Here is a 24,471-nt window from a genome sequence, read left to right as displayed (position 1 = left end):
GCTCACGGTCTCCACTCCGTGTAGACGGCTGGGTCGCTTCAAGCCGTTGCGTGTTTATGGCCTCCGCTCCGCGAAGGCGGCTCGGTCGCTTCAAGCCGTCGCCTTCCCTCGTCGCTCCGGTCGCTGCGCTCCCTACGCTCCTCAGTCCAGGCAACGGCGCTCCCTCGCACCCGGGGGGGTGGGCAGGGCGTTGAGGCGGTAGCGTCAGGAGGCGTGGAAGGGAATCGGGCCCACGTGGTCGTCATCGGCGGAGGGATCTCCGGTCTCGCCGCCGCGTGGTATCTCCGCCAGAGCGCGGGCGAGCGGGTCAAGGTGACCGTGCTGGAGGGCGCCTCGCGCATCGGCGGCAAGCTGTACGCCTCGGAGGTCGCCGGGGTGAGCGTGGACGCGGGCGCGGAGGCCATGCTGGCCAGGCGGCCCGAGGGCAAGGAGCTGGCCGGGGCGGTGGGGCTCGGCGACGACCTGGTCTTCCCCGGCAGTGCCGGCTCGGCCATCTACAGCAGGGGCACGCTGCGGCCGATGCCGAAGGGCCAGGTCATGGGGGTGCCCGCCGACCTGACCGAGCTGGCCAAGTCCGGCATCGTCTCGCCCGGCGGCCTGCTGCGCGTGCCGCTCGACCAGATCCTGCCGGCGACGCTCGTCCGCACCGACGTGTCCGTGGCCGCGTACATCCGGGCCAGGATGGGCGCCGAGGTCGTGGAACGGCTGGTCGAGCCGCTGCTCGGCGGCGTCTACGCGGGCCGTTCCGACATGCTGTCGCTGGAGGCCACGATGCCGCGCGTGGCGGCGGTGGCACGGTCCGAGCGCTCGCTGCTGACGGGGGCCAGGCAGCTCGTCGAGGAGGCGCCGAAGGACGCGGGGCCGGTCTTCACGACGCTCAAGAACGGCGTCGGCAGCCTGGCGGAGACGGTCGCCAAGGCGTCGGGCGCGGACATCAGGACCGGCGTCACCGTACGCGAGCTGCGCAGGACCGGCGACGGCTGGCAACTCGTCACCGGCCCGGTCCCGAGGCCCGAGGTCATCGAGGCGGACGCGGTGATCGTGGCCACGCCGGGGCCCGCGGCCTCCCGGCTGCTCAAGGCCGAGGTGCCCAAGGCGGCGAGCGAGCTGGCCAGGATCGAGTACGCCAGCATGGCCATCGTCACGCTCGCCTACCCGATCGACGCCTTCCCCGAGCCGCCCACCTCCAGCGGCTACCTGGTGCCGCCCGTGGAGCGGCGGCCGGTCAAGGCGGTGACGTTCAGCTCGGTCAAGTGGCCGCACCTGGCGAAGGACATGGTGATCCTGCGCTGCTCGATCGGCAGGGTCGGCGAGGAGCACCTGCTCCAGCGCGACGACACCGAGCTGGTGTCGCTGGCCGCCGCCGAGATGGCCGACGTGATGGGCACGAGCGGGCTGCCGCTGGACACCAGGGTCACGCGCTGGGGCGGCGCGCTGCCGCAGTACAACGTGGGTCACCTCGACCGGGTGGCCAGGGTGCGCGCGGCGGTGGCCGTAGAGCCCGGGCTGGCCGTCTGCGGCGCCGCGTACGACGGGATCGGCATCCCGGCCTGCATCGGCACGGCGCGTACGGCCTCGGCCCGGATTCTGGACCACCTGTCCCTGAGAGGACAATGGACGCCATGACAGAGGCAGCCCCGCGGCCCAAGGCCCGCGATCTCAACCAGGTGATCCGTTACACGATGTGGTCGGTCTTCCAGGTGACCGAGCCGTGTCCCGTCGAGCGCGACGGCCTGGCGGGTGAGGTGGAGGAGCTGCTGGACCAGGCCGCCGGCAAGGACGTCGTGACCAGGGGGGTCTACGACGTGGCCGGGCTGCGGGCCGACGCCGACTTCATGTTCTGGTGGCACGCGCCCACCCCCGAGGACCTGCAGGACGTCTACTCCAGGTTCCGGCGCACCGAGCTGGGCCGCCACAGCAGGCCCGTCTGGTCGGCCATGGCGCTGCACCGGCCGGCCGAGTTCAACAAGTCGCACATTCCGGCCTTCCTCGCGGAGGAGGAGCCGCGGGCCTACGTGAGCGTCTATCCGTTCGTGCGGTCGTACGAGTGGTATCTGCTCGAGGACTCCGAGCGCCGGGCCATGCTCGCCGAGCACGGGAGGATGGCGCGCGACTATCCCGACGTGCGGGCCAACACGGTGGCGTGCTTCTCGCTCAACGACTACGAGTGGATGCTGGCGTTCGAGGCCGACGAGCTGCACAGGATCGTCGACCTGATGCGTACGCTGCGGGGTGCGAAGGCCCGCCGCCACACGCGGGTGGAGATCCCGTTCTACACGGGGGCCCGCAAGCCGGTGCGGGAGCTGGTGGCAGCCCTGCCTTAGCGCCGGTCGGCGCGACACTCCCTCAGCGGATGGCGCGGCACTCCTCTAGCGGTCAGTGCGGCACTCTCCGGTCGGCCTCGTGCCGCGCTCTCAGGGTGTGGTGGTCGCGGTGCGGTAGAACCCCGCTGCGGTGACGGTGGCGGAGACGCCGAGCTCGGAGGCGACCGCGGTGATCGCGGTGGCGCCGACCGCGATCTCGCACGACGGCCTGCGCCGCGGGGTCGTCCGGGGATGTGAGTGGGGGTCGACGGTCACGCCTACGGTGGGGATCCGGAAGTGGTCGCCGACCCAGGCCGGCACCTGCGGCGGGCATCAGTACATGGCCATCCCGCCGTTGACCGCGGCCGTGGTGCCGGTCATGAAGGCGTTGTCCTCGGCGGCGTAGAAGGCGACCGCTTGGGCGACGTCGTCCGGGTGTGCCAGGCGGCCCAGCGGGGTGGCGGCCACCTGCCGCTGCTTGAGCTCATCGTCGAGCACGTTCGACGTGCGGGTGCCCGAAACCGGGCCGGGCTCGACGACGTTGACCGTGATGCCCCGCGGGCCCAGTTCCTGGGCGAGGTACCGGGCGAACTGCGCCAGTGCCGCCTTGGCCGTGCCCAGCGCGATCATGCCCTCCCGGGGCCGGCGGCTGAGACCGGTACCGAGGTAGATGATGCGTCCCCAGCCCTGTTCGGTCATGGCGGGCAGGACGGCTTTGGTGACCGTGAACGCCGCACGCATCTCGTCGTCGAGCTTGCCGCCCAGCTCCTCCCACGTCATGTCGTGGAACGGCTTGACCACATAGGGGGTGAGCGCGTTGTGCACGAGCACGTCGATGCCGCCCCACGCCGCCTGGACCTGCTGGACCATGCGCCCGACCGCCGTCGCCTCCCGTACGTCGGCCTGCGCGGCCATGGCCTGGCCGCCGACGGCCTCGATGCCGGCCACGACCTCCTCGGCCGCCCTGGCGCTGCGGAGGTAGTTGACCACCACGCGCATCCCTCGCGCGGCCAGAAGGTGTGCGGTGGCCGTACCGATTCCGCTGCTGGCCCCCGTCACCAACGCCACCCTGCCGGTTGCCTCAGTCACGGGCCCACCTCCTGCTTCTCCGGGGTGGAACGATCCATCGTCCCCCGCTCTCCTTCGCTGCCCCGGGGGCCGTCCGGATAACGGCAGAAAGATCGAGGCCGAAGTTGGCGATCCGGGCGACTTGATCTATCCGCTTTGTCACAATCAGGGAAATCCTCCGTTTGTACGGGCAGCTTGCGGTGGCACGTTCCAAGACGCGCTCAGGGCGGCGTTCAGGGGCGTTCTGTGGCGGCGTTCCACGGAGGCGGGGAGGGCGGGGTGATGGGTGGATCGGGAAAACGCGGGAGCCGGCGGCGCGGGGGCGGCCGTCATGTGGCGACGCGCTCGCGGCGCGCGCGGCGGCGCGGGCTGGGCCGGCGTTGGGCCGTCGGCGCGGTCGGGGCCGTGACGCTGGCCGGCGGCGTGGTCGCGGTGCTCGGCGCGAACGGGACCTTCGGCGGGGCGCTGACCGCCGCCTCGTCCCAGCAGGCGCGACCGGTGCCGCAGGCTCGGGCCGAGCCGGAGAACGGTTCGGCGGCGCTGCCCGGCAAGGGCGGCGGCACCACCAGCGCGGGGGTGGGCGCGGAGGCCAAGGCGCGTGAGCTGCCGAAGTCCGAGCCGCAGTCCCAGGCCGCTCCAGGCTCTTCGAGTACGGTCGCGCCAGCTTCTCCTGGTCCGGTCGAGCAGGGGTTGGTAGCGGGCACCACCGACGCGGAGGACCTGCTGGCGGAGGGTCCCGACCCCGGCGAGGCGGAGGGGTACAGGGCGAACGGCCCGTCGCGGCACACCGATCAGCAGGCGGCCGAGTATTTCCGTACGCACTGGGGCCCGGACGACAAGGCGCTGAAACGCCTGAAGGACGTCCGCACGGTCGGCGGATATTTGCGCATTTATACGGATTTACCGGAAACGGCGGGGAACTCGTCCCAAGCGATCACGCTGTGCGAGCGCGGTCTCGCCTACCTGCGCGCGCGAGGGGTGGCCAATCCGGTCGTGTTCGTCCAGGCCGAGTTCGGCGAGAACGGGAATCCCGTGCTCGCCAACATCCTCGGCCCCTCCGACAGCAGCTGTCGCGTCACTCACCCCGAACCTGACTAACGGACCCGGACGCGGGTCTTGGCGCACACGTCACACCGTTGCGTCACGACCCGGCCGATGGTCTCAATCGTCACCCAGCGATGGCGCAGATGGACAAAGCGCACGCAAAACTCCTACCCGAGGCAGGTGATCGGTACGCGCTGTCGCTGGCCGATCACCCCTTGGGTTCAAGCCTAAGGGAGATCGAGTTGATGCAGTAACGGTCGTCGGTCGGAGTGGGATATCCCTCGCCGTGGAACACGTGCCCGAGATGCGAGTCGCACCGCGCGCACCGCACCTCCGTACGCACCATTCCATGGCTGCGGTCCTCGATCAGCCGGACCGCGTCGGAGTCGCCCGGCGCGAAGAAACTCGGCCACCCGCAGTGCGACTCGAACTTCGTGTCCGACCGGAACAGCTCCGCCCCGCAGGCGCGGCACGAGTAGACGCCCTCCGTCTTGGTGTCGACGTATTCGCCCGTGAACGGGCGCTCGGTCCCTGCCTCCCTGAGGACGTGGAACTCCTCAGGCGAGAGCTGGACCCGCCACTCGGCCTCGCTCTTGACCACCTTCTCCATGCGTCCAGCGTACGAGATCGGAAGCGATGAGAGATCAGGCAAAAAGAGATCTTCGCAGGCTGAAGCATCTGTTCTGGGGTGAATTCGCGTCTTTGTAGGCAAGGGGGTGTCATCGCCTCCTGTCAGGGGTGAGATCATCCGCAGATCCCGCCAGGCGGCACAGCCCACGCCCGTGCTGGAGCCGCTGGGGATCGTCACGGCCGGCCGGGTGGCGCGCCAGCGCCCGGAACGGCGGCGGGTGATCTAGCGGCCCGTCCCGTCGAGCCCTCGGTCCCGCCACCGAGGCGGCTCCGGGACGGGCCCACCTCGTCCCCCGGCCTGCGACGGCTTGAAGCGACCGAGCCCGCCTCTGCGGAGCGGAGGCCATGAACAGGTGAGGGAGCGCCGTTGCCTGGACTGAGGAGCGCAGGGAGCGTAGCGACTGGAGTGACGAGGGAAGGCGACGGCTTGAAGCGACCGAGCCCGCCTCTGCGGAGCGGAGGCCATGAGTAGAGAGATAGGTTCGGTGCATGGCATCGCCGTACATCGAGCTTCAGGTGGGGGAGCGGACCGTCAAGGTCACCAACCCCGACAAGGTCTACTTCCCTGAGATCGGCGCCACCAAGCGGGAGCTGGTCGAGTATTACGTGAGTGTCGGCGAGGGCGCCCTGCGCGCGCTCAAGGACCGGCCCACCAACCTCAAGCGCCACCCCGACGGCGTCCAAACCGAGGCGATCTATCAGAAGCGGATGCCGCCCAAACACCCCGACTGGCTCCAGTCGGTGACGGTGCGGTTCCCGAGCGGTCGTACGGCGCAGTCGCTGCGCGTCACCGAGGTGGCGGCCATCGCCTACTCCGCGAACCTCGGCACGATCGACTTCCACCCCTGGCAGGTGCGGGCCTCCGACGTCGAGCACCCCGACGAGCTGCGCGTCGACCTGGACCCGCAGCCGGGCCTCGACTTCGACGCCGCCCGCAAGGCTGCGCTGCTCACCAGGGAGGTGCTGGAGGAGCTGGGGATGACCGGGTTCGTGAAGACGTCGGGCAACCGTGGCGTGCACATCGCCGTGCGCATCGAGCCGCGCTGGGACTTCATCCAGGTACGCCACGCCGGCATCGCCCTGGCCAGGGCCGTCGAGGACCGGGACCCGGGGCTGGTGACCACGGCGTGGTGGAAGGAGGAGCGCGGGGAGCGGGTGTTCATCGACTTCAACCAGAACGCCCGGGACCGTACGGTCGCCAGCGCCTACTCCGTCAGGGCCCAGCCGCACGCCCCCGTCTCGACCCCGCTGACCTGGGACGAGCTGGTCGACGCCGACCCGCGTGACTTCGACATCCGTACGGTGCCGGCCCGGTTCGCCGAGGTGGGCGACGTGCACGCGGCCATCGACGACGTGGCGCACTCGATCGAGCCGCTGCTGGAGCTGTACGGCAAGGACGACCGGGGCGACATGCCGTACCCGCCCAACTACCCGAAGATGCCGGGCGAGCCCATGCGCGTCCAGCCGAGCCGGGCCCGGAACGCCGACTAGCTAGCGGACGAGGTGGTGCGGGGCGAGTTCGCGGATCTCGCCCCGCCGCATGTAGACCACCCGGTCGGCCAGGCCGTTCTGCTCGATGTGGTGGCGGAAGTCGTCCAGCGGCGAGCTGAAGGCGGCGTAGTCGTCGTAGTGCACCGGTACGACCGCGTGCGGGTTCATGAGGTCGCACCACGACGCGCCCTGCTCGCCGTCCATCGTGACGAGCAGGAGGCCGAGCAGCCGGGTGCCGCCCAGGTGCACGATGGCCAGGTCGATGTCGGGGAAGCGGCGCGGGATCGCGTCCAGCCGGCGATCGAGCAGCGTGTCGCCGCTGACGTGCACGGTCAGCTCCACCCGTTCGTCCAGGTTGCGGAACTCCAGCATCGTGCCGATCACGGGCGGCAGCAGCGCCTCGGCCAGGCCGGGCGCGTGCTTGGCGGGCAGCGCGGTGATCGTTACCGTGCCGTGCGGGCCGCGTAGCTCGTGCGTGTTCCACTCCTCCAGCCCCACGCTGCGGCGGAAGCCCTGGAGGCGGAGTTTGCGGGCCGCCGTGGTCGTCGTGACGATCACCGTGTCCTTGTCCAGCTTCCTGCGGGCGACCCGGTCCCAGTGGTCACCGTGCAGGTGCGACAGCACCACCCCGTCGAGCGCTGGGAGCTCCTCGATCTCCACTGCCGGGTCGGTGAGGCGGCGTGAGGACAGGCCGTAGCCCAGGTACGCCCGCTGGCCCCGGTGCAGGAAGTTGGGATCGGTCAGCAGCGTGAGGCCGTTGTAGCGGATCAGTGTGGTCGCGTTGCCGATGAACTGCAGGCTGCCTTTCACTTCGGCTCACCCCGGGTACGGCGAGCGCTGGTCGGGAGGCACGCCCCCGCCCTTGCCGCCCCCTTTGTTGCCCTTGTCCGTGGCGTGCGGATGGTCGGCGCGCCGGGCGCCGCGCTGCTTCTCGGGAACGAGGTGGGCGGACTTGAACTCGGTGGGCGATTTGCCTGATCTGCGAATCTCGGGCTGCTGTGGATTGCTCATGGCATTTGTCCCCCTTTATGCGGTTATTTCCTGCCACATTGGGACGTGCTTAAACCCTCCGTGTCTGGCTGATTTCACTTCGGTCACATTACTTGACTCGTTATCTAATAGTTCGCAAGGCTCTCTTGTGTATCGGGGGCGACAACCGATTCCTGGAGCCTTGTCTCATGGCAAAAGCGCGACATCTCGCGGCGCTGGTGGCCGTCTTCGCAGTAGGAGGAGTGGGCCTGGCGGGCCCGTCCTACGCCTCCGCCCGCAGCGGTCCCGACCTGCCGGTCGACCTGCCGGTCGATCTGCCCACCTGCCTCCTTCCGCTGCCGCTGCTCTGCGACGAGCAGCCCGAACCCGAGCCCGAGGAGCCGAGCCCGCCGCCCTCCGCCGAGCCTGGTCCCGGCGACTCCTGGCCGGGTCCGGAGGAGTCCGCGCGGCCGTGGCGTCCTGCGGGCGAGGAAGAGCACCGGGTGCCGAGGGGGCACCCGGAGACCGGTGGCGGCGGGCTCGCCCCGGACGACCCGATGTGGCCGTTCGCGCTGGGCGGGGTGACGCTGCTGACGGGCGCCGGCCTGGCCGGGTTCGCGGTACGGCGCCGCAGGGGTGTCGCCTAGCTTGGCCGCAGCACAAACCCCGGACCGGGACCCAACCACGCACCGGGAAGCAACCGAACGTCGGGATTTAACTGCGCGTCGGAGCCCCACCGGGCGTCGGGATCCAGCCGCGCATCAGGACCCAGCCGAACGTCGGAATCCAGCCGGGCGTCCGAGCCCAGCCGCGCGTCGGGGTCCCGCCGCACGCCAGGATCCAGCCGAGCGTCGGAGCCCCACCGGGCGTCGGGATCCAGCCGGGCGCCCGGGCCCGGCTGCGCGTCGGGGCCCGGCTGAGGGCCCGGCGTCGCGTAGGGGGCGGTCGTGGGTCGGTGGCTGCTATGAGTCATGAGGCGCGTATGGGCCGGGAGTCTGGTGAGGGGCGGGAGTTGGGTGGTGGCCGAAGGTCCGGGCAGCGAATGATGCTGGTCGTGGCCGGTGCGGTGTCGTTGGCCGGGGCGTTGCTGATCGGGCTCGGGCTGAGCGGCATCGTCGGTGACGAGCAGCCCGCGCCGGAGCCCGTCTCCGCCACGCGACGCGGGCCCGTCGAGGGCGCGGCCCCCGTCACCGGCCTGCCGCTCGGCAAGGTGGCCGCTCCCATGCGGGCGGCCAAGCCGACCGCCGTCTACATCCCGTCCATCGGGGTGGCCGCCCGGCTCATGGAACTGGGCCTGGACGCCGAGGGCGCCATCGAGAACCCGCCGTTCGACCCCCCGGACCTGGCCGGCTGGTACCGCTACGGCCCCGTGCCCGGCCAGCGCGGCGCCGCCGTGATCACCGGCCACCTGGACACCAGGTCCGGCCCCGCCGTCTTCGCCAACCTCAAGAACGTCAAGCGCGGCGACCAGGTGCAGGTGCTGCGTGCCGACCGCTCGGTGGCCGTGTTCGTCGTCGACAGGATCGAGCACACGCCGAAGCGCAGCTTCCCCGTCAAGAAGGTGTACGGCAAGCTCACCTATCCCGGGTTGCGGCTGGTGACCTGCGGCGGGACGTTCGACCGGCAGGCGCACAGCTACCTGGACAACACGATCGTGTACGCGCACCTGGCGGCGCCGTACTACCCGAAGAGCTGATCACGGGTCGCGCGGCAGGCCGAGGGCGCGTTCGGCGATGATGTTGAGCTGCACCTCCGTGGTGCCGCCGCCGATCGTGAACGCCCGCGTCGCGAGGATCATGCGATTCCAGTGATGGTTCGCCGGGACCAGCGACCAGCAGAACTCCGAGACCGCCTGAGCGTGTCGCATGCCGAGCAGCTTCCGCACGCTGGAGGCGATCGCGGCATCGGCCCCGGCCCGGTCTGCGGCGCCCGACCCGGCCCGTCCCGAGCCGCCCGAGCCGGGCTGCCGAAAGCCAGCCGAGCCGGGCTGTCCTGAGCCGCTCGAGTTGTCGGCGGAGAGCCCAGAGCCGGAGAGCCCAGAGCCGGAGAGCCCGGAGCCGGAGAGCCCGGAGCCGGAGAGCCCGGAGCCGGACAGCCCGGAGCCGGACAGCTTTGAGAGTGTCGCGCGCAGGCCGAGCGCTGAGATGGCCTGGCCTTCGGCCCACAGCCGACCGGCCTGCTCGCGTTGCGACTGCCGCAGCGGGGGCAGTTTCGCGATCAGCTCGGCCATGTCGGTGTGCTGGGAGCCGGGGCCCCAGGAGTCGCCGAGCGCGACGCGTTCGTGGGAGAGCGTGTCGCGGGCCACCCGCCAGCCCTCGTCCACCGCGCCGACGACCAGGTCGTCCGGTACGAAGACGTCGTCGAGGAAGACCTCGTTGAACACCTCGTCCCCGTTGATCTCCTTGAGCGGCCTGACGGTGACCCCCTGGGATGCCATGTCCACCAGGAAGTACGTGATCCCGTTATGTTTCGCTTTTTCGGGAGAAGTCCGGGCGAGGCAGATGCCCCAGTGGGCGTACTGTGCCAGGGACGTCCAGATCTTCTGACCCGTCAGCGACCAGCCGCCCTCCACCCTCGTCGCCTTCGTCGCCAGCCCGGCCAGGTCGGACCCGGCGCCGGGCTCGCTGAACAGCTGGCACCACACGATCTCCCCGGTGAACGTCTTCGGCAGGAACCGCTCCTGCTGCTCCCGCGTGCCGTACCGGACGATGGAGGGGACGGCCCAGGCCGCGATGCCCAGGTTCGGCCGTCTGAGGTCGCGGAACTCCTGGTGGATGATCACCTGCTCCAGCGGCGAGGCGTCCCTGCCCCATGGCCTGGGCAGGAACGGCATGATCCACCCCTCCCTCGCGAACCTGCCCAGCCGGGCCAGTGGCTCCTCGGCCCGCAGCGACTCGGCCTCCGCCCTGATGGCGTCCCTGACGGCGGCCGCCTCCTCGGGGAGATCCGGCTCCATCGCCCGCCGCACGCCGGCCACCGCCAGCCCGGCCACCTCTTCGGCCCACGGTCCCGGGTCGCCGGTCAGCATGCGGTCGGACAGGGCCCGGCGGTAGTAGCGGTGCGCGTCGTGCTCGAAGGTGTAGCCGATGCCGCCGAGCACCTGGATCGCGTCCGCCGCACACCGCACGGCCGCCTCGGTCCCCAGCACCCCGGCCACCGCCACCGCCAGCCTGGCCTCCTCCCCGAGCCCACCTCCGGCGGCATCCTCCGCCGCTGCCGGCCCGACTTCACCCTCGACGAGCCCACCTCTGGTGACGTCCTCCGCCACGGCCTCCCGCAAGGCGGTGTCCAGGGCTCTGGCGGCGTCCCATACGGCGGCGCGCGCCTGTTCGAGCGTCACGAGCGCGGCGGCCACCCGGTGCTTGACCCCTTGGAACTGCCCGATCGGCCGCCCGAACTGCTCGCGCACCTTGGCGTAATCGGCCGCCGTCCGCACGGCCCACGCCGCCACGCCGCACGCGTCCGCCCCGAGCAGTACGGCGGCGAGCTCCCGTACCGGCACCTGGCCGAGGATCCGGTCGGTGGGTACGGTGCGCGCGGTGACGGAGCAGAGCGCCCGGTCGAGGTCGACGCCGTCGGCGGGCTCGGCGACGACGTCGGCACGGTCGAGCACCGCCCACCCCCGGCCGTCCACCGGCACGAGGAAGAGGTCGGCCTCCGGCGACCCCAACGCGAGGACACGGGCCGGATAGCCCCTCTCGACATCGCCTCCCTCGACATCGCCTCCCTCGACTGGGAACGCGACGGCGGCGGTCATGGACCCGTCGGCGAGCCCAGAGATCAGCGACGCGATGGTCACGGAAAAACGGCCGGTCCCGGCCCGGACGACCGTGGCGCCTCCGGCTGGGCGGCCCGTCCCCGGCTGGGCGAACGCGGCACCGCCGGCCGGACGGTCCGTTTCCTGCTGGGCGGGCGCGATCGGGCGGCCGGTCCCGGCCCGGACGACTGTGGCGCCTCCGGATGGGCGCTCCGTCCCCGGTTGAGGGGATGCGGTCGGGTGGTCCGTCTCCGGCTGGGCGCCTATGGCGTCCCCGGCCGGGTGGGGCGTTTCGGGCCAGGTGAGGGCGGCCGAGGTCAGGACGGTCGGCAGGTACGTCCCCGGGACCCGCCGCTCACCCAGCGCCTCCAGCGCCACGCACAACTCCAGCAGCCCGTACCCCTGCCCGCCGCACTCCTCCGGCAGGTGCAGCCCCAGAATCCCCTGCCCCGCCAGAGCCGCGTGCTCGGTCGTACGCGTGACGAGCCCCCGCACGGAGGCGGCCAGCGCCTGGTGTTCCTCGGTGGTCCCAATGCCCATATGTCCGAACCTAGAAGGATATTCGGTCGATGGCCAGGAAAACCATTGGCGGCCACCGCACTCGCCCGGTTAGCCTCCCTGATGTCCTGACGATGGAGCTCATGATCTGGGGAGGGGTGGATTAATGCCTGGCACCGCGCCTTGCGCGCCTCGTCGTGCCGTGGGCGGATCCTGCCTCTGAAACACCACCTCTGACAGGCCCGGACCGCCTGCCGTACCAGCATGCCCGCGTACGCCGCGAGGCTCGCTCGGCGCTCTCTTGCTGCCTTTTCGACAAAGTCATTCCGGCAAGGAGTACCCAGGTTGTCCATCAAAATCGTGAATACCGACACCTTCCAGTGCGTGCGCTGCGGCCTGACCGTGACCGCGACCGCTCCGGACGGCACCCGCCGCAACCACTGTCCGAGCTGCCTGCACTCGCAGCACGTGCTCGACCGTGCGGAAGGCGGCCCCTCGGAGTGCAGGGCGCGGATGATCCCGATCTCGATCGCGGTCCTGCGCACCGGCGACTGGATGCTCATCCATCGCTGCACCCGGTGCGGCGAGCTGACGTCCAACCCCATCTGCGGGGACGACAACCAGCTCATCCTCATGCGCATGGCCGTACGGCCGCTGGCGCAGCCGCCGTTCCCGCTCGAGTCGTTCGGCGGTCTGTGACATGCCCAGGAGGAACCCGGCCCGGGGGCGGGCCCAGCGACGCAAGAAGGCGCATCACCCGGACGCGTTCCGCTGCGTCTCCTGCAGGCTGGACGTCCCGATGATCGCGCCGGGCACCGCCCACCGCAACCACTGCCCGCACTGCCTGACGAGCCTCCACGTCGACCATCGCATCCCGGGAGACCGCCGCGCGGCCTGCCGGGGCAGGATGGCGGCGCTGAGCATCACCGTCCGGACGGACGGGGAGTGGCTGATCATCCACCACTGCCAGTCCTGCGACGAGCTCAGCGCCAACCGCATCGCGGGCGACGACAACGCGCTGGCCCTGCTCCGCATCGCCATGCGCCCCCTGTCCGCGCCCCGCCTCCCCTTGCCCGCCTGGGCGGGGTAGGGCCCAGGCGCCCGTCCGGGTGGCTCCGGACGGGCGTCGGGGTCAGCGGAGCCGGCCGTCCTGGTGGAGGTCGTCGAAGATGATCTGGTCCACGGGCGCCACGCGGTCGCGGTCGGCGTAGGTGAGCCAGACGACCTCCTCGATCTCGCTGCTGGGCGTCGGCGTCCCCTGGTGGTCGGCGGTGTAGCAGGTCATCTTCACGATCACGCCGTCGCCGTGGCCGTCCGCCTGGGCCTGGTACGTGCCCAGGTGAACGGCGGTGGCGGGGACGATGGCGACCGACAGCTCCTCGTCGATCTCGCGGACGAGGGTGTCGAGGTCGCTCTCGCCGGGTTCGCGCTTGCCGCCGGGGAGGTAGTAGACGGTCTTGCCCCGCGACCGGGTGCTGAGGATCTTGCCGTCCGCCAGGTGGATCCACGCGATCTTGTCAATCATGTCGACCATCATGCATGGATGCATCCGCATTTCTCCCCCTTGGAGAGTCATCGGATGGTTGGTCTTTTCCTGCGACGGCGCGGCTTACATACGTCATCCCCGCAGAGATCTCTGGCACTCCCGAGACAGAGAAAACTACACCCAGAGCGTTCTCGCCGATCATCGCGATCTCGAACTACCTGCGACGATGTGCTCAGAGGAAGCGGAGATCCGCGTCATCGGGGCACGGAATCCCTTCCGAGTACATGCAAAGGCAGGAGTACGTGGACATAGAGGCGGAGATCCGCGCATTGAAGCTCCGCATCGACGCGTTCGAAGCGATCGTGCGTTCCGGCGACGCAGATTCTGACGACTACAGCCATGCCCACCTGCGAACGGGGAGACGTACACGCGTGAAAGGCTCGCAGATCACCTCGGCGGAGATCGCCGTCGCCGAGATGCGGGCCGAGATCGCGGACGTTCAGCTGGAGATCTCCCAGGACTTCGCGGCCCTGGGCGACGAACTGACGGGCCTTCGACGGCAGACCAACGATCAATTCATCTCCGCTCGCGCGGAGATCCTCGGAGTGTTCGATTCCCTGCGGCACGACATGGTCGACCTCGGCCGCAGGCTCGATCGGCTGCTGGAGACCCGCAACGCATAGAGACGGGGGCGCGGCCAGGTCGAGCACCTGGCCGCCACTCCCGCCCGCGCGCTGTCAGTCGCCGAACTCCAGGTGGAGGGCCCGGGTGAAGTCGGAGATCGCCTCCTCGTGGCGGTCCATCTCCTGCAGGATCTCCCCGCGTACGCGGAACGCCCAGATGTACTCGGGGTCCAGCTCGATCGCCCGGTTCAGATCGCTCAGCGCCGCCTCGTTGTCGCCCAGCTCGCTCAGCACCGCGCCCCGGCTGCCGTAAGCCCGGTCGTTCTCGGGGTCCAGCTCCACCGCGCGGCTCAGGTCCGCCAGCGCCTCCTCGTACCGGTCGATCATGCGGTACGCCTCGCCCCGCCGGCTCAGCGCGCGCACGTATTCGGGGTTCGCCTCCAGCGCCTTGGTGTAGTCCTCGATGGCCTCGGCGTACAGGTGCATGCGCTGGTACAGGTCGCCGCGCGCCGCCCAGGAGTAGGGCAGGTCCTCGTTGAGGGCGATGATCTTGGCGTGTTCCTCCAGGGCCTCGTCCAGGCGGTCCAGGTCCACCAGGACGTCGGCCTTGGCCTCGAGGATCCACAGGGAGTCGGGGGAGAGGGTGAGGGCGTGCTCGAAGTCGGTCATGGCCTCGTCCAGCCGGCCCATCGCGGCGTACGTCTGGCCCCGGGAGCCCAGCGCGTACGCGCTGTCCGGCTCCAGCTTGAGCGCCTCGTCGAAGTCCTCCAGGGCGGTCTCGTAGCGTTCGATGACGCGATGGCTCTCGCCCCGCAGCCGCCAGGCGCGGGCGTTGTCCGGCACTAACGCGATCGATTCCGTCAGATCCGCGATAGCGGCGTCGTACCTCGACAGGGCGATGTACGATTCGGCGCGACTGCGCAACACGGACGCACGGGACTGCGCGGCTGCGTCCGGCAGCTCGGATTCGTCCTTGATCCCCTCGCTCATGAGGCGTAAATCTATCCGACTAAATCTGGATTATGGCCGCCTTTTCGCGGGTGTACTCGAGGACCGAATCGTGCCCGTACCCGCTGTCCTTGACGCCCCCGAACGGGAGGCCGGGCGGCATCTGCCGGAACGTGTTCACCCACACCGTCCCGCTCTGCAGATCGCGCACGAAACGGTGCGCCCGTCCCAGGTCACGCGTCCAGATACCGGCCGCCAGGCCGTAGCGGGAGTCGTTCGCGATTGCCAGGGCCTCCTCGTCGGAGGAGAACGGCATGGCCACCGCCACCGGGCCGAAGATCTCCTCCTGGCAGAGCCGGAGGGAATTGTCCGTGGTCGTGTAGAGGGTGGGGGAGACCCAGTAGCCGCCCGGGAGGCCGGGCACCACCTCCGCCCCCGTCCGCCCGCCGAAGAGCAGGCTCGCCCCCTCCTTCTCGGCCAGCTCCAGGTACGACCTCACGTGCTCGTACTGGGCCGAGGAGACGATCGGGCCCATGGTCGTCCGAAGGTCGAGGGGGTCGTCCAGGACCAGATCGGCGCAGATGCGCGCGACGCGGTCCAGCAGCTCGTCCCAGATCGAGTGGTGGATGAGGATGCGGGAGCCTGCCACGCAGACCTGCCCGGCGTTGCCGGTGTAGACGGAGTTCACGGTGACGCCCTGGGCGGCCGCGTCCAGGTCGGCGTCCGGGAAGACGATGTTCGGGGACTTGCCCCCGAGCTCGAACGTCAGCGGCTTCAGCGCGTCCGCCGACGCCCGGGTGATGGCCTGGCCGGTGGCCGTCGAGCCGGTGAGGCTGATCTTGGCGACGTCGCGGTGGCGCACCAGCGCGTCCCCCACCTCCTCGCCCAGGCCGCTGACGATGTTCAGCACCCCGGGCGGGAACACCTCGGCCAGCAGTTCGCCCAGCCGCAGCACCGACGCGCTCGCCTGCTCGGCCGGCTTGACGATCACCGTGTTGCCGGCCGCCAGCGCGTACGCCGCCTTGGCCGAGAACGTGGAGATCGGCGAGTTCCACGGGATGATGCAGACCGCCACCCCGTACGGCTCCCGCCGCGTCAGCCCGAGCGTGTCCGGGCCGAGGATGACCGTGTCGCCCTTGGCCGCGTCCAGGCACTGCCCGGCGGCCAGCTGCCACAGGTACGCCATCCCGGGCAGGTCCTTCTTCAGCGTGTCGCGCAGGATCCGGCCGTTGTCGCGCGTCTCCAGCCTGGCCAGCTCCTCGGCGTTGCGGGCGAACACCTCCGACACCTTGCGCAGGTAACCCGCCCTGGCCAGGGCGGGCAGCGCCGACCAGGAGGGGAAGGCGCGCCGGGCCGCCGCCACGGCCGCCTCGGCGTCGGGCGCCCCGCTCGCCGGGATCCGCGCCCACACCTCCCCGGTGGCCGGATTGACCGAGTCGAGGGTTCTGCCGTCGCTCGCGGGGACCAGTTCGCCGCCGATGAGATTGCGATAGTCAGGCACGGACCAAGCATATGCTTGCTTGTCCTTATTCGCCATGAAGCCCTAAGATCACGTAAAGTGCCCGGATCTTCACGCATGGCGATCCTTCGTGTCGGGGAAGACGCTTCGCATGGCATATCGACTGTTGGGCCGGTTGGTGTATGGCTCCCGGTACGACCGCATTCCCTGGGCGCAGCGCGTGTACGTCCGTCCGGGGGAGCGCCTGGTACGCGAGGCGCAGTGGCAGCTGCTGACCACGCGGGCCCCGGTCATGGAGCTGACGGACTACCGCAGGCTCAGGCCGCTGAAGGCGAACGAGGAGTTCCTGGCCTGCATGATGTGCGGAGAGTCCCGCCAGCAGCCGCTGTTCGAGCCCTCCGGCAACGGCTGGCACTATCACGTCGTCCGCTGCCCCTCGTGCGGCTTCCTCTACCGCAACCCCAACATCCTGCCCGAACGCCTCGGCGACCTGTACGCCACCGGCTACAACTCCTTCCTGACCGGCTCGTACGCCGCCAACCGGCAGCGCCGCTACGAGCTGACCATGAACGCGTTCTCGCCGGTGTTCGACGAGGGCAAGGGGCGCCGGCTGCTCGACTTCGGCTCCGGGGCCGGGCTGTTCCTGGAGCTGGCCGAGCGGCGCGGGTTCGACGCCTGCGGGGTGGACCTGTCGCCGGAGTCGGTCGCCCGGGCCAATGAGCGGCTGAGCAGGGCCCGCGCGTATTTCGGCGCCCCCGAGGACGTGCCGGAGATCGCCGCGGGCGGGTTCGACGTGATCACGCTCTGGTCGGTGCTCGCGCACCTGCCCAGGCCGCTGGACGACTTCCGCGGGTTCCGGCGCCTGCTGGCGCCCGGCGGCGTGCTGCTCATCCTGACCGTGAACGCCCAGTCGCTGCTGCTCAAGGCGTACGGGCCGGCATGGAGCGGCTTCACCAGGAACCACCTGATGTTCTACTCCTCGTGGACCGTGCGCACGCTGCTGCGGCGTGCCGGCTTCGCGGGCGTCGCCTTCGCCCCGCACTACGGCGACACGGTCGAGGCCGGCACGACCGCCCTGACCCGCCCGCTGAGGCGGAGGCTGCGCCGCACCGTGGACCTCAGCGACGGCGGCAACATGATGCGCGTGCTGGCTTTCGCCGACGAAGAGGCGATCGGCCGCTGGGGCGGCGCCCTCACCGTCCACCGCCTCAGCCGCTGAACTCCTCGTAGCCGGCTTCCGCGCGGCCGGGCGTCGCCAGGGAGCAGGTCACCTGGCGGGGCCAGTGAGCCTCGCGCTCTAAGATCGAGCCATGGAGCTGGCCCCTGGAGTGCGTGTCGCCGTCACCGATCGCCACGGAGGGATCAGCGCCCCGCCGTACGGGTCGCGCAACCTCGGCGGGATGGTCGGCGACGACCCGCGGGCCGTGCGGGCCAACCGGGCGGGGGTGGCGGCCGAGCTGGGCGTGCGGGGCATCGTGTTCATGCGCCAGGTCCACAGCGCCGAGGTCGCCTACGTGAGCGAGCCCTTCGGGGACGATCCGCCCGCGCTCGACGGCGTCTTCACCACCGAGCCGGGGCTGGCGCTGGCCTCGCTCGGGGCCGACTGCCCGGCGGTGCTGGTGGCCGACCCGGTGGCGCGCATGGTGGGCGCCGCGCACTCCGGCCGCCCCGGCACTGAGGCGGGCATCGCGACCGCTCTGGTGGCGGCCATGGCCGGCAAGGGCGCGGAGCCGGGCCGGATGGTCGCGCTGGTCGGGCCCGGCGCGTGCGGCCGCTGCTACGAGGTGCCCGCCGAGCTGCGCGAGCGGGTGGCCTCCCGCGTCCCCGAGACGTGGTCCACGACGTCGTGGGAGACGCCCGCGCTCGACCTGCGGGCCGGGATCGAGGCCCAGCTCCGCGCGGCGGGCGTCCAGGACGTACGCCATGACGCCCGCTGCACGATCGAGTCGGCGGAGCTCTACTCGCACCGCCGGGAGCAGCCGGGCGGCCGTTTCGCCGGGCTAATCTGGCTGGCATAGGGCCTGTTCCTGCGGCTCATCCCGTCGGTGGCGCTCATCCCACCGGCCGCCTTCGTCTTCGCCGACCGGCTCGAGATGAAGGTCGCGATGCTCGTCTACGCCTCGGCGTGGCCGATCCTGATCAACGCCGTCTGCGGGCTGCGCGACGTCGACCCCCCTCGCCAAGGAGACGCTGCGCGCCTTCGGGTTCGGCCCGCTCGCGGTCCTGTGGCGGGTCAGCCTGCCCAGCGCGGCGCCGTCCATCGCGACCGGGGTCCGGGTGGCCGCGGCGATCGCCCTGATCCTGGCGGTCAGCACGGAGCTGCTCGCCAACGATACCCAGGCCGTCATCGACGCCCGCGTCCTGGCCTACGCGCTGGCGACCGGCCGGGGCCTGGAGTTCTACGAGGAGCAGCGCCGGCCCGTCACGAACAACGTCGTGCTGGCCAACCGCAAGGACGGGGCCGAGGTCGTCCTGAAACTGGCCCACCAGCGCGCTCCACGGGGTTTCACCGACGTCGAGGACGTCCTGCCGCTGGCCGAGCGCGAGGAGATCGCCCTGCGCTACAAGCAGTTGGCCGGCTTCGAGCCCGCCACGCTGAACGCGCGCCGGAGCTGGTCGGTGAAGACCGACGCTCCCTCGTCGTGAACGACGGGCGCGTCAGCTGCTCTTGCCGCCCGACCTGCCCGAGTTGAAGATCGCATTGATGATGATCAGCCCACCCCAGATCGGCACCAGATAGCCCGCCCTGTCGTCCCCCAGCAGGACCAGCAGGAGGGTCGAGATGGTGCCGAGGCACACCGACACGATCGCCAGGGCGAGCCGCTGCCCGTCGGGCGCCCGGTCGCGTGCGGGCGCCCGCGACGCCCGCTGCGCGATGCGCTCGTCCACCCGCCGATCGACCTCTTGCCCCATCTTTTCGAGGAAGGACTCGACCACGGCATCCTCGAACTCCGGCCCGAGGTCGCGGCGGGCGGACACGGCCGCCTTTAACTCATCCCCTGTATTCATATGTCGAGATATAACGGGGCATACGGCTACCGGGCAAGGATGTCGTCGAGGTTGTAACGCACCGGACGTTCGAGCTGCTCGTACGTGCATGACTCCGGCGTGCGGTCGGGCCGCCACCGCCGCCACTGCGCCGTGTGCCGGAACCTGTCGCCTTCCATCTGGTCGTAGGCCACCTCGATCACCAGCTCCGGCCTGAGCGGGATGAAGGACAGGTCCTTCTTGGCGTTCCACCGCGACACCGCGCCCGGCACCCGCTGCCCGCCCGTCGCGGGCCCGGCGGCGGGCTGGCCGAGGTTGGCCGCCGCCTGCTCGGCCCAGTGGCCCCAGGGGTGCTCGCTCAGCTCCGCGAGGTACGGCTTGATCTCCTCGACCAGCTCGGCCCTGCGCGCCATCGGGAACGAGGCCGCCACGCCCACGTGGTGCAGCCGGCCGTCGTCGCCGTAGAGGCCGAGCAGCAGCGACCCCACGATCGGGCCCGACTTGTGCTCGCGGTAGCCGCAGATCACCACGTCGGCCGTGCGCTCGTGCTTGACCTTGAACATCGTGCGCTTGTCGGGCACGTACGGCTGGTCACCCGGTTTGACGATGATGCCGTCGAGCCCCGCGCCCTCGAACGTCTCGAACCACTCGGCCGCCTGCTCGTCGCTGGTCGTGACCGGGGTCAGCCGGATGGACGCTCCCTTTTCCGAAAATATCCCCTCAAGGCGCGCGCGCCGCTCCGAGAACGGCTCCTCCATCAGCGACTCGTCGCCCAGCGCCAGCAGGTCGAACGCGACGAACTGGGCCGGCGTCTGCTCCGACAGCAGCTTCACCCGCGAGGCCGCCGGATGGATGCGCTGCTGCAGCGCGTCGAAGTCGAGCTGCGTCCCCCTCGGCAGCACGATCTCGCCGTCCACCACGCACCTGTCCGGCAGCTCCGCCCTGACCGCCTCGACCAGCTCGGGAAAGTAGCGCGTGAACGGCCGCTCGTTGCGGCTGCCCAGATAGACCTCATCTCCGTCGCGGAACACGATGCACCGGAAACCGTCCCACTTCGGCTCGTAGAACAGCGAGCCGTTCTGCTTGGGCATGGCCTTGACCGGCTTGGCCAGCATGGGCGGCACCGGCGGGCGCACCGGGAGATTGGGCACCGGCTGCTCTTCGGCGGGCTCCGCGAGCGCGGTCGGCTCCGTGGGCTCGGTGGGCTCAGTCGGCTCGGTCATGGCTCTGCTCCCTGTCGTATTTGCAGAAGAGGACCCCCTCCTCTTCCAGCACCTGGCTGAGGCGCAGCGAGACCTGCGCGGCCTCGCCGTTGAGTATGCGCGCCGCGCCGCCCCCCAGCAGGAGCGGGCTGATCGACAGGCACAGCTCGTCGACCAGGTCCTGCGCCGAGAGCTGGGCGTTGACCCTGGGGCCGCCCTCGCACAGGATCCTGGTCAGCCCGCGCGCGTGCAGCTCCGTGACGGCCAGCGCCATGTCGACGCTCTCACCCCCGGCCACGATGAGGTCGGAGTGCCTGGCCGCCGCCTTGCGCCGCTCGTCCGGGGCGGCCTCGCAGGTGATCACGATCGTCCGGCTGGGGGCCGCGGTGAACAGCTCGTGGTCGAGGTCGAGGTCGAGGCTGCGGGTGATGACCGCGATCGGCGGCACCTCCGGCCTGCCCACGCGGAGCTCCCCCCACGAGTCACGCGGGGGGACGGGGCCATAGCCCTCCTTGCGCACGGTCGCGGCGCCCGCGAGGACGACGTCGGACAGGCCGCGCAGGGTCTGGAAGATCCGCTTGTCACCAGAGCTCGACAGCCCGCCCGAGCGCCCCTTCAGCCACGCCGCGCCGTCGGCGCTGGCCACCATGTTGAGCCGCAGCCACGGCCGCCCCTCGGGGTAGGCGTACGCCTGCGCGATGTCCGGGTTGTCCTGTATGTCGGGATAGATGCGCCGCACCCCTCTACCTTGGCACACCTCACCGACAGTTGGGCCTGGGGCTGGTCAGGCGGTGGTGAAGGAGATCCACACGTCCGGGGGGACGTCGGGCCGGTCGGGCATGGGCGGGCGTTCCTCCGTCCACGCCTCACCGGCGATCCCGGTGGCGACGCGCCGCCAGAACGCGACGTCCGCCGCGTTCGAGTCCTGGAAGGCGATCTTCCACGGGCCGGGGTGCCGGGAGATCACCTCCCGCACGACCGCCGTCCCGATCCCGGACCGGCGCGCGCCGCGTACCACGAAGAAGCTGTTCAGCACGCGCGCCGGGCCGGACAGCGCGCGCACGAGCGAGAAGCCCACGGGCCGGTCGCCGCTGGTGAACAGGTAGGCCGCCCAGTCGTCGTCATCGAGCGCCGCGCGCAGCCGGTCGCTGTGATAGGTGGCGTCGGGGTCGGGCAGCCCGCCCTGGAAGTCCGCCATGTCGTGGCGGAACATGAGCCAGAGCCGTTCGACGGTGGGGTGGTCGGCGGCGCTCACGGGCCGCACGGTTGCCAGAGAAGTGGTCATACAAACACGTTTCGGCCGGAAGCAACATCCGGCCGGAAAGGTAAAGCTAGCAGATGCGGCCGGGCATTTCGGGATATGGGGCGTATAGCACTTTTATGTATCCAAGGACGCGCAGGCGTTCACGTGCTTACCTGGCGGAAGGGGGATCGGGGGAGGGAGGCCCTGTGGGTCTGATCACCGCTGTGGCGTGGGCGATCGCCGCGCTGGCCGGGGTGTACCTGCTCTACTTCTGGCTCTCGGGCGACGGGCTGCGCCGGGCCAAGGTCACCCGCTTCCCCGCCGCGCTGGTGTTCTCCCACCCGACGCTGGCCGTGTCGGCGCTGGTGTGCTGGGTGGCCGGGCTGGTCACGGGGAGCAGGGCGCTGGCGTGGGCCGCCTTCGGCGGGCTGGCGGTCTCGGCGCTGCTGGGGTTCGCGATGTCCACGCGGTGGCTCGGGGCCGGGCGGCACAAGATGGGCGGGCGCGGATTTCCGGTGCTGGCGGTGACGCTGCACGGCCTGGCGGGGGTGGCGACGTTCGCGCTGGTGCTGCTCAGCGCGAGCGCGGCTGGCGCAGGACCTGGAGGGAGCGGGCCGTGACGGCGACCAGGTCGCCGGCCTGCCAGCCCTCGTCCACGAACGCGTCCTCCATCGTCTCGTGGCTGGTGTCGAGCACGGGCACCCATCCGGTGCCGCACTCCTCGCCCGGCAGCGTGAACGACATGTTCTCGTGGTGGGCGTTGATGAGCAGCAGGAACGAGTCGTCCACGATCCGCTCGCCGCGCGGCCCGGGCTCGGTGATGGCCTCGCCGTTGAGGTAGACCATGAGCGACTTGGCGTAGCCGATGTGCCAGTCGCCCGCCGTCATCTCCGTGCCGCCCGGCGTGAGCCAGACCAGGTCGCGCTTGCCGTCGTCGGGATGGCGGCCGTGGAAGAAGCGGCGGCGCTGGAAGACCGGGTGCTCGCGGCGCAGCTTGGACAGCGCCCTGACGAACTCCAGCAGCTCCGGCTCCGTGTGCAGCATCGACCAGTCGACCCAGGCCAGCTCGTTGTCCTGGCAGTAGGCGTTGTTGTTGCCGCGCTGGGTGCGGCCGAGCTCGTCGCCGTGGGAGAGCATGGGCACGCCCTGCGACAGGAACAGGGTGGCCAGGAAGTTGCGGCGCTGGCGGTGGCGGAGCTGGACGATGCCGGGGTCCTCCACAGGGCCCTCGGCGCCGCAGTTCCAGGAGCGGTTGTCGTTGGTGCCGTCGCGGTTGTCCTCGCCGTTGGCCTCGTTGTGCTTGTGGTCGTAGGAGACCAGGTCGTTGAGGGTGAAACCGTCGTGGCAGGTCACGAAGTTGATCGAGGCGACCGGGCGGCGGCCGGAGGACTCGTACAGGTCGGCGGAGCCGGTCAGGCGGGAGGCGAACTCGGGGAGCGCGGAGTGCGTGCCTCTCCAGAAATCTCGCACGATGTCGCGATATTTGCCGTTCCACTCCGTCCACAAAGGCGGGAAATTCCCGACCTGGTAGCCGCCGGGACCCACGTCCCACGGCTCGGCGATCAGCTTGACCTGAGAGATCACCGGATCCTGCTGGATCAGGTCGAAGAACGCGCTCAGCCGGTCGACGTCGTGCAGCTCCCTGGCCAGCGCCGAGGCCAGGTCGAACCGGAACCCGTCCACGTGCATGTCGAGGACCCAGTAGCGCAACGAGTCCATGATCAGCTGCAGCGCGTGCGGCGAGCGTACGTTGAGGGAGTTTCCGCACCCGGTGTAGTCGAGGTAGTAGCGCCGGTCGCCGTCGTGCAGCCGGTAGTAGGCGGCGTTGTCGATCCCCCGGAACCCCAGCGTGGGCCCCATGTGGTCGCCCTCGGCCGTGTGGTTGTAGACGACGTCGAGGATGACCTCGATGCCCGCCTCGTGCAGCGCCCGCACCATCGCCTTGAACTCCAGCACCTGCTGCCCCCGCGTCCCCGCGCTGGAGTAGCCGCCGTGGGGCGCCAGGTAGGCCATGGTGTTGTAGCCCCAGTAGTTGGTCAGCCCGCGGGCCACCAGGAAGTGCTCGGGGATGTAGTGGTGGACCGGCATCAGCTCGACCGCCGTCACGCCCAGCGACAGCAGGTGATCGATGATCGCCGGATGCCCCACGCCCGCGTACGTGCCGCGCAGGTCGGGCGGCACGTCGGGGTGGCGCATGGTGAGCCCGCGCACGTGGGCCTCGTAGATCACGGTCTGGTGGTACGGGATGCGCGGCGGCCGGTCGTTGCCCCACTCGAAGAACGGGTTGATGACCACGTTCTTCGGCATGTAGGGGGCGCTGTCCTCGGTGTTGCGCCGGGAGGGGTCGGTGAAGTAATAGGGGAACAGCGCCTGGTTCCAGGTCAGCTCGCCGTCGATGGCCTTGGCGTAGGGGTCGAGCAGCAGCTTGGCGGGGTTGCTCCGGTGGCCCTGCGACGGGTCGTGGGGGCCGTGGACGCGGTAGCCGTAGCGCTGGCCCGGCTGGATGCCCGGCAGGTAGCCGTGCCAGACGAACCCGTCGACCTCGGGCAGGTCGACCCGCTCCTCGGTGCCGTCGTCCTGAAAAAGGCACAGCTCGACTCGCTCGGCGACCTCGGAGAACACCGAAAAACTGGTGCCAACGCCATCCCAGGTGCCGCCGAGTGGATAGGGTTCGCCCGGCCAGACCTCGCGCATGTGGCCCAATTGTCGCACGCGAACACGCTCTTGGTCTCTCAATGCGCCGATCACCCTCCGTACCGTGG

General features: G+C 70.5%; 27 protein-coding genes and 2 pseudogenes. 15 read left to right on the top strand and 14 right to left on the bottom strand.

Annotated features, from left to right (window positions below; all coding sequences use genetic code 11):
* Positions 1-213: 213 nt before the first annotated feature.
* Entirely contained in the window at positions 214-1,626 is a 1,413-nt protein-coding gene (gene hemG / locus ACFKCF_RS02720) for a protoporphyrinogen oxidase (protein ID WP_394490225.1), read from the top strand.
* Positions 1,614-2,258: pseudogene (gene hemQ, locus ACFKCF_RS02715) on the top strand (hydrogen peroxide-dependent heme synthase); the annotation flags it as partial. The gene hemG and the pseudogene hemQ, both read left to right, overlap by 13 nt.
* 156 nt (positions 2,259-2,414) lie before the next feature.
* On the opposite strand, the gene ACFKCF_RS02710 reads toward hemQ, so the two are convergent.
* Both ACFKCF_RS02710 and ACFKCF_RS02705 read right to left on the bottom strand, forming a co-directional pair.
* Complete coding sequence (locus tag ACFKCF_RS02710) at positions 2,415-2,624, bottom strand: hypothetical protein (RefSeq protein ID WP_394490223.1); 210 nt, start codon at positions 2,622-2,624, stop codon at positions 2,415-2,417.
* A gap of 12 nt (positions 2,625-2,636) precedes the next feature.
* Complete coding sequence (locus ACFKCF_RS02705) at positions 2,637-3,392, bottom strand: SDR family NAD(P)-dependent oxidoreductase (protein WP_394490221.1); 756 nt, start codon at positions 3,390-3,392, stop codon at positions 2,637-2,639.
* A gap of 312 nt (positions 3,393-3,704) precedes the next feature.
* Between ACFKCF_RS02705 and ACFKCF_RS02700 the strand changes: the two genes are divergently transcribed.
* Positions 3,705-4,469 carry a hypothetical protein gene (locus tag ACFKCF_RS02700; RefSeq protein WP_394490219.1) on the top strand — a complete coding sequence of 255 codons (765 nt, stop codon included), beginning with the start codon at positions 3,705-3,707 and terminating at the stop codon, positions 4,467-4,469.
* A 154-nt stretch (positions 4,470-4,623) separates the two neighbouring features.
* Here ACFKCF_RS02700 and msrB read toward each other — a convergent pair whose 3' ends face one another.
* Complete coding sequence (gene msrB, locus ACFKCF_RS02695) at positions 4,624-5,025, bottom strand: peptide-methionine (R)-S-oxide reductase MsrB (protein ID WP_364018754.1); 402 nt, start codon at positions 5,023-5,025, stop codon at positions 4,624-4,626.
* A 106-nt stretch (positions 5,026-5,131) separates the two neighbouring features.
* On the opposite strand from msrB, the gene ACFKCF_RS02690 reads away from it, so the two are divergent.
* The gene (locus ACFKCF_RS02690; protein ID WP_387566941.1) at positions 5,132-5,272 is read left to right on the top strand and encodes a hypothetical protein; all 141 of its coding nucleotides are present in this window, start codon (positions 5,132-5,134) and stop codon (positions 5,270-5,272) included.
* Positions 5,273-5,534: 262 nt separating this feature from the next.
* Entirely contained in the window at positions 5,535-6,536 is a 1,002-nt protein-coding gene (gene ligD / locus ACFKCF_RS02685) for a non-homologous end-joining DNA ligase (RefSeq protein WP_394490218.1), read from the top strand.
* Here ligD and ACFKCF_RS02680 read toward each other — a convergent pair whose 3' ends face one another.
* Positions 6,537-7,346: an MBL fold metallo-hydrolase gene (locus ACFKCF_RS02680; protein WP_394490217.1), complete on the bottom strand. Its 810-nt coding sequence runs from the start codon at positions 7,344-7,346 to the stop codon at positions 6,537-6,539.
* A gap of 6 nt (positions 7,347-7,352) precedes the next feature.
* Positions 7,353-7,547, bottom strand: coding sequence for a hypothetical protein (locus ACFKCF_RS02675; protein WP_394490215.1), 195 nt, complete (start codon positions 7,545-7,547; stop codon positions 7,353-7,355).
* A gap of 167 nt (positions 7,548-7,714) precedes the next feature.
* On the opposite strand from ACFKCF_RS02675, the gene ACFKCF_RS02670 reads away from it, so the two are divergent.
* Positions 7,715-8,152 carry a hypothetical protein gene (locus ACFKCF_RS02670; RefSeq protein ID WP_394490213.1) on the top strand — a complete coding sequence of 146 codons (438 nt, stop codon included), beginning with the start codon at positions 7,715-7,717 and terminating at the stop codon, positions 8,150-8,152.
* A 395-nt stretch (positions 8,153-8,547) separates the two neighbouring features.
* A complete protein-coding gene (locus ACFKCF_RS02665; protein ID WP_394490211.1) occupies positions 8,548-9,201 on the top strand; it encodes a class F sortase in 654 nt (217 codons plus the stop codon).
* Here the strand turns inward: ACFKCF_RS02665 and ACFKCF_RS02660 are convergent, their stop codons facing one another.
* Positions 9,202-11,802, bottom strand: coding sequence for an acyl-CoA dehydrogenase (locus ACFKCF_RS02660; protein ID WP_394490209.1), 2,601 nt, complete (start codon positions 11,800-11,802; stop codon positions 9,202-9,204).
* Positions 11,803-12,105: 303 nt separating this feature from the next.
* Here ACFKCF_RS02660 and ACFKCF_RS02655 point away from each other — a divergent pair, with 303 nt between their 5' ends.
* Both ACFKCF_RS02655 and ACFKCF_RS02650 read left to right on the top strand, forming a co-directional pair.
* Positions 12,106-12,459, top strand: coding sequence for an RNHCP domain-containing protein (locus ACFKCF_RS02655; protein WP_394490207.1), 354 nt, complete (start codon positions 12,106-12,108; stop codon positions 12,457-12,459).
* A 1-nt stretch (position 12,460) separates the two neighbouring features.
* Positions 12,461-12,850: an RNHCP domain-containing protein gene (locus ACFKCF_RS02650; RefSeq protein ID WP_394490205.1), complete on the top strand. Its 390-nt coding sequence runs from the start codon at positions 12,461-12,463 to the stop codon at positions 12,848-12,850.
* Between the two features lie 42 nt (positions 12,851-12,892).
* Here ACFKCF_RS02650 and ACFKCF_RS02645 read toward each other — a convergent pair whose 3' ends face one another.
* Positions 12,893-13,285, bottom strand: a complete 393-nt coding sequence (locus ACFKCF_RS02645) for an NUDIX domain-containing protein (protein ID WP_394490203.1) — start codon at positions 13,283-13,285, stop codon at positions 12,893-12,895.
* Between the two features lie 263 nt (positions 13,286-13,548).
* On the opposite strand from ACFKCF_RS02645, the gene ACFKCF_RS02640 reads away from it, so the two are divergent.
* Positions 13,549-13,929 (top strand): hypothetical protein, encoded by a 381-nt coding sequence (locus tag ACFKCF_RS02640; protein WP_394490201.1) that lies wholly within the window; start codon positions 13,549-13,551, stop codon positions 13,927-13,929.
* 54 nt (positions 13,930-13,983) lie between these two features.
* Here ACFKCF_RS02640 and ACFKCF_RS02635 read toward each other — a convergent pair whose 3' ends face one another.
* Positions 13,984-14,859: a tetratricopeptide repeat protein gene (locus tag ACFKCF_RS02635; protein WP_394490199.1), complete on the bottom strand. Its 876-nt coding sequence runs from the start codon at positions 14,857-14,859 to the stop codon at positions 13,984-13,986.
* 19 nt (positions 14,860-14,878) lie between these two features.
* Positions 14,879-16,318 carry an aldehyde dehydrogenase family protein gene (locus ACFKCF_RS02630; protein WP_394490198.1) on the bottom strand — a complete coding sequence of 480 codons (1,440 nt, stop codon included), beginning with the start codon at positions 16,316-16,318 and terminating at the stop codon, positions 14,879-14,881.
* A 109-nt stretch (positions 16,319-16,427) separates the two neighbouring features.
* On the opposite strand from ACFKCF_RS02630, the gene ACFKCF_RS02625 reads away from it, so the two are divergent.
* The 4 genes and pseudogenes from ACFKCF_RS02625 to ACFKCF_RS02610 all read left to right on the top strand — a co-directional run bounded on the left by ACFKCF_RS02625 (position 16,428) and on the right by ACFKCF_RS02610 (position 18,922).
* A complete protein-coding gene (locus tag ACFKCF_RS02625; protein WP_394490196.1) occupies positions 16,428-17,495 on the top strand; it encodes a class I SAM-dependent methyltransferase in 1,068 nt (355 codons plus the stop codon).
* Between the two features lie 91 nt (positions 17,496-17,586).
* On the top strand, positions 17,587-18,294 hold the full coding sequence (gene pgeF / locus ACFKCF_RS02620; protein WP_394490194.1) for a peptidoglycan editing factor PgeF: 708 nt from the start codon (positions 17,587-17,589) through the stop codon (positions 18,292-18,294).
* Between the two features lie 172 nt (positions 18,295-18,466).
* Positions 18,467-18,553: pseudogene (locus ACFKCF_RS02615) on the top strand (ABC transporter permease); the annotation flags it as partial.
* Positions 18,554-18,922: a hypothetical protein gene (locus tag ACFKCF_RS02610; protein WP_394490192.1), complete on the top strand. Its 369-nt coding sequence runs from the start codon at positions 18,554-18,556 to the stop codon at positions 18,920-18,922. It begins immediately after the preceding pseudogene.
* 12 nt (positions 18,923-18,934) lie between these two features.
* On the opposite strand, the gene ACFKCF_RS02605 is transcribed toward ACFKCF_RS02610, so the two are convergent.
* From ACFKCF_RS02605 to ACFKCF_RS02590, 4 genes are read right to left on the bottom strand one after another with little or no spacing between them, the layout of a single operon-like run.
* Positions 18,935-19,285, bottom strand: coding sequence for a hypothetical protein (locus tag ACFKCF_RS02605; RefSeq protein ID WP_394490190.1), 351 nt, complete (start codon positions 19,283-19,285; stop codon positions 18,935-18,937).
* Between the two features lie 26 nt (positions 19,286-19,311).
* The gene (locus tag ACFKCF_RS02600) at positions 19,312-20,487 is read right to left on the bottom strand and encodes an ATP-dependent DNA ligase (RefSeq protein WP_394490188.1); all 1,176 of its coding nucleotides are present in this window, start codon (positions 20,485-20,487) and stop codon (positions 19,312-19,314) included.
* Complete coding sequence (locus ACFKCF_RS02595) at positions 20,471-21,205, bottom strand: pyrimidine reductase family protein (protein ID WP_394490186.1); 735 nt, start codon at positions 21,203-21,205, stop codon at positions 20,471-20,473. The genes ACFKCF_RS02600 and ACFKCF_RS02595 overlap by 17 nt, the downstream gene beginning before the upstream one ends.
* 45 nt (positions 21,206-21,250) lie before the next feature.
* Positions 21,251-21,751 (bottom strand): GNAT family N-acetyltransferase, encoded by a 501-nt coding sequence (locus tag ACFKCF_RS02590; RefSeq protein ID WP_394490184.1) that lies wholly within the window; start codon positions 21,749-21,751, stop codon positions 21,251-21,253.
* Positions 21,752-21,915: 164 nt separating this feature from the next.
* Between ACFKCF_RS02590 and ACFKCF_RS02585 the strand changes: the two genes are divergently transcribed.
* Positions 21,916-22,329 carry a hypothetical protein gene (locus tag ACFKCF_RS02585; protein WP_394490182.1) on the top strand — a complete coding sequence of 138 codons (414 nt, stop codon included), beginning with the start codon at positions 21,916-21,918 and terminating at the stop codon, positions 22,327-22,329.
* On the opposite strand, the gene glgX is transcribed toward ACFKCF_RS02585, so the two are convergent.
* Positions 22,283-24,403, bottom strand: coding sequence for a glycogen debranching protein GlgX (gene glgX / locus ACFKCF_RS02580; RefSeq protein ID WP_394490743.1), 2,121 nt, complete (start codon positions 24,401-24,403; stop codon positions 22,283-22,285). The genes ACFKCF_RS02585 and glgX overlap by 47 nt on opposite strands.
* Positions 24,404-24,471: the final 68 nt, after the last annotated feature.

It is taken from the genome of Nonomuraea sp. JJY05 (assembly GCF_043496855.1).
GTDB lineage: Bacteria > Actinomycetota > Actinomycetes > Streptosporangiales > Streptosporangiaceae > Nonomuraea.
Note: the sequence above shows the minus strand (reverse complement) of the source record. Positions and strands in the feature narration are given on the sequence as shown.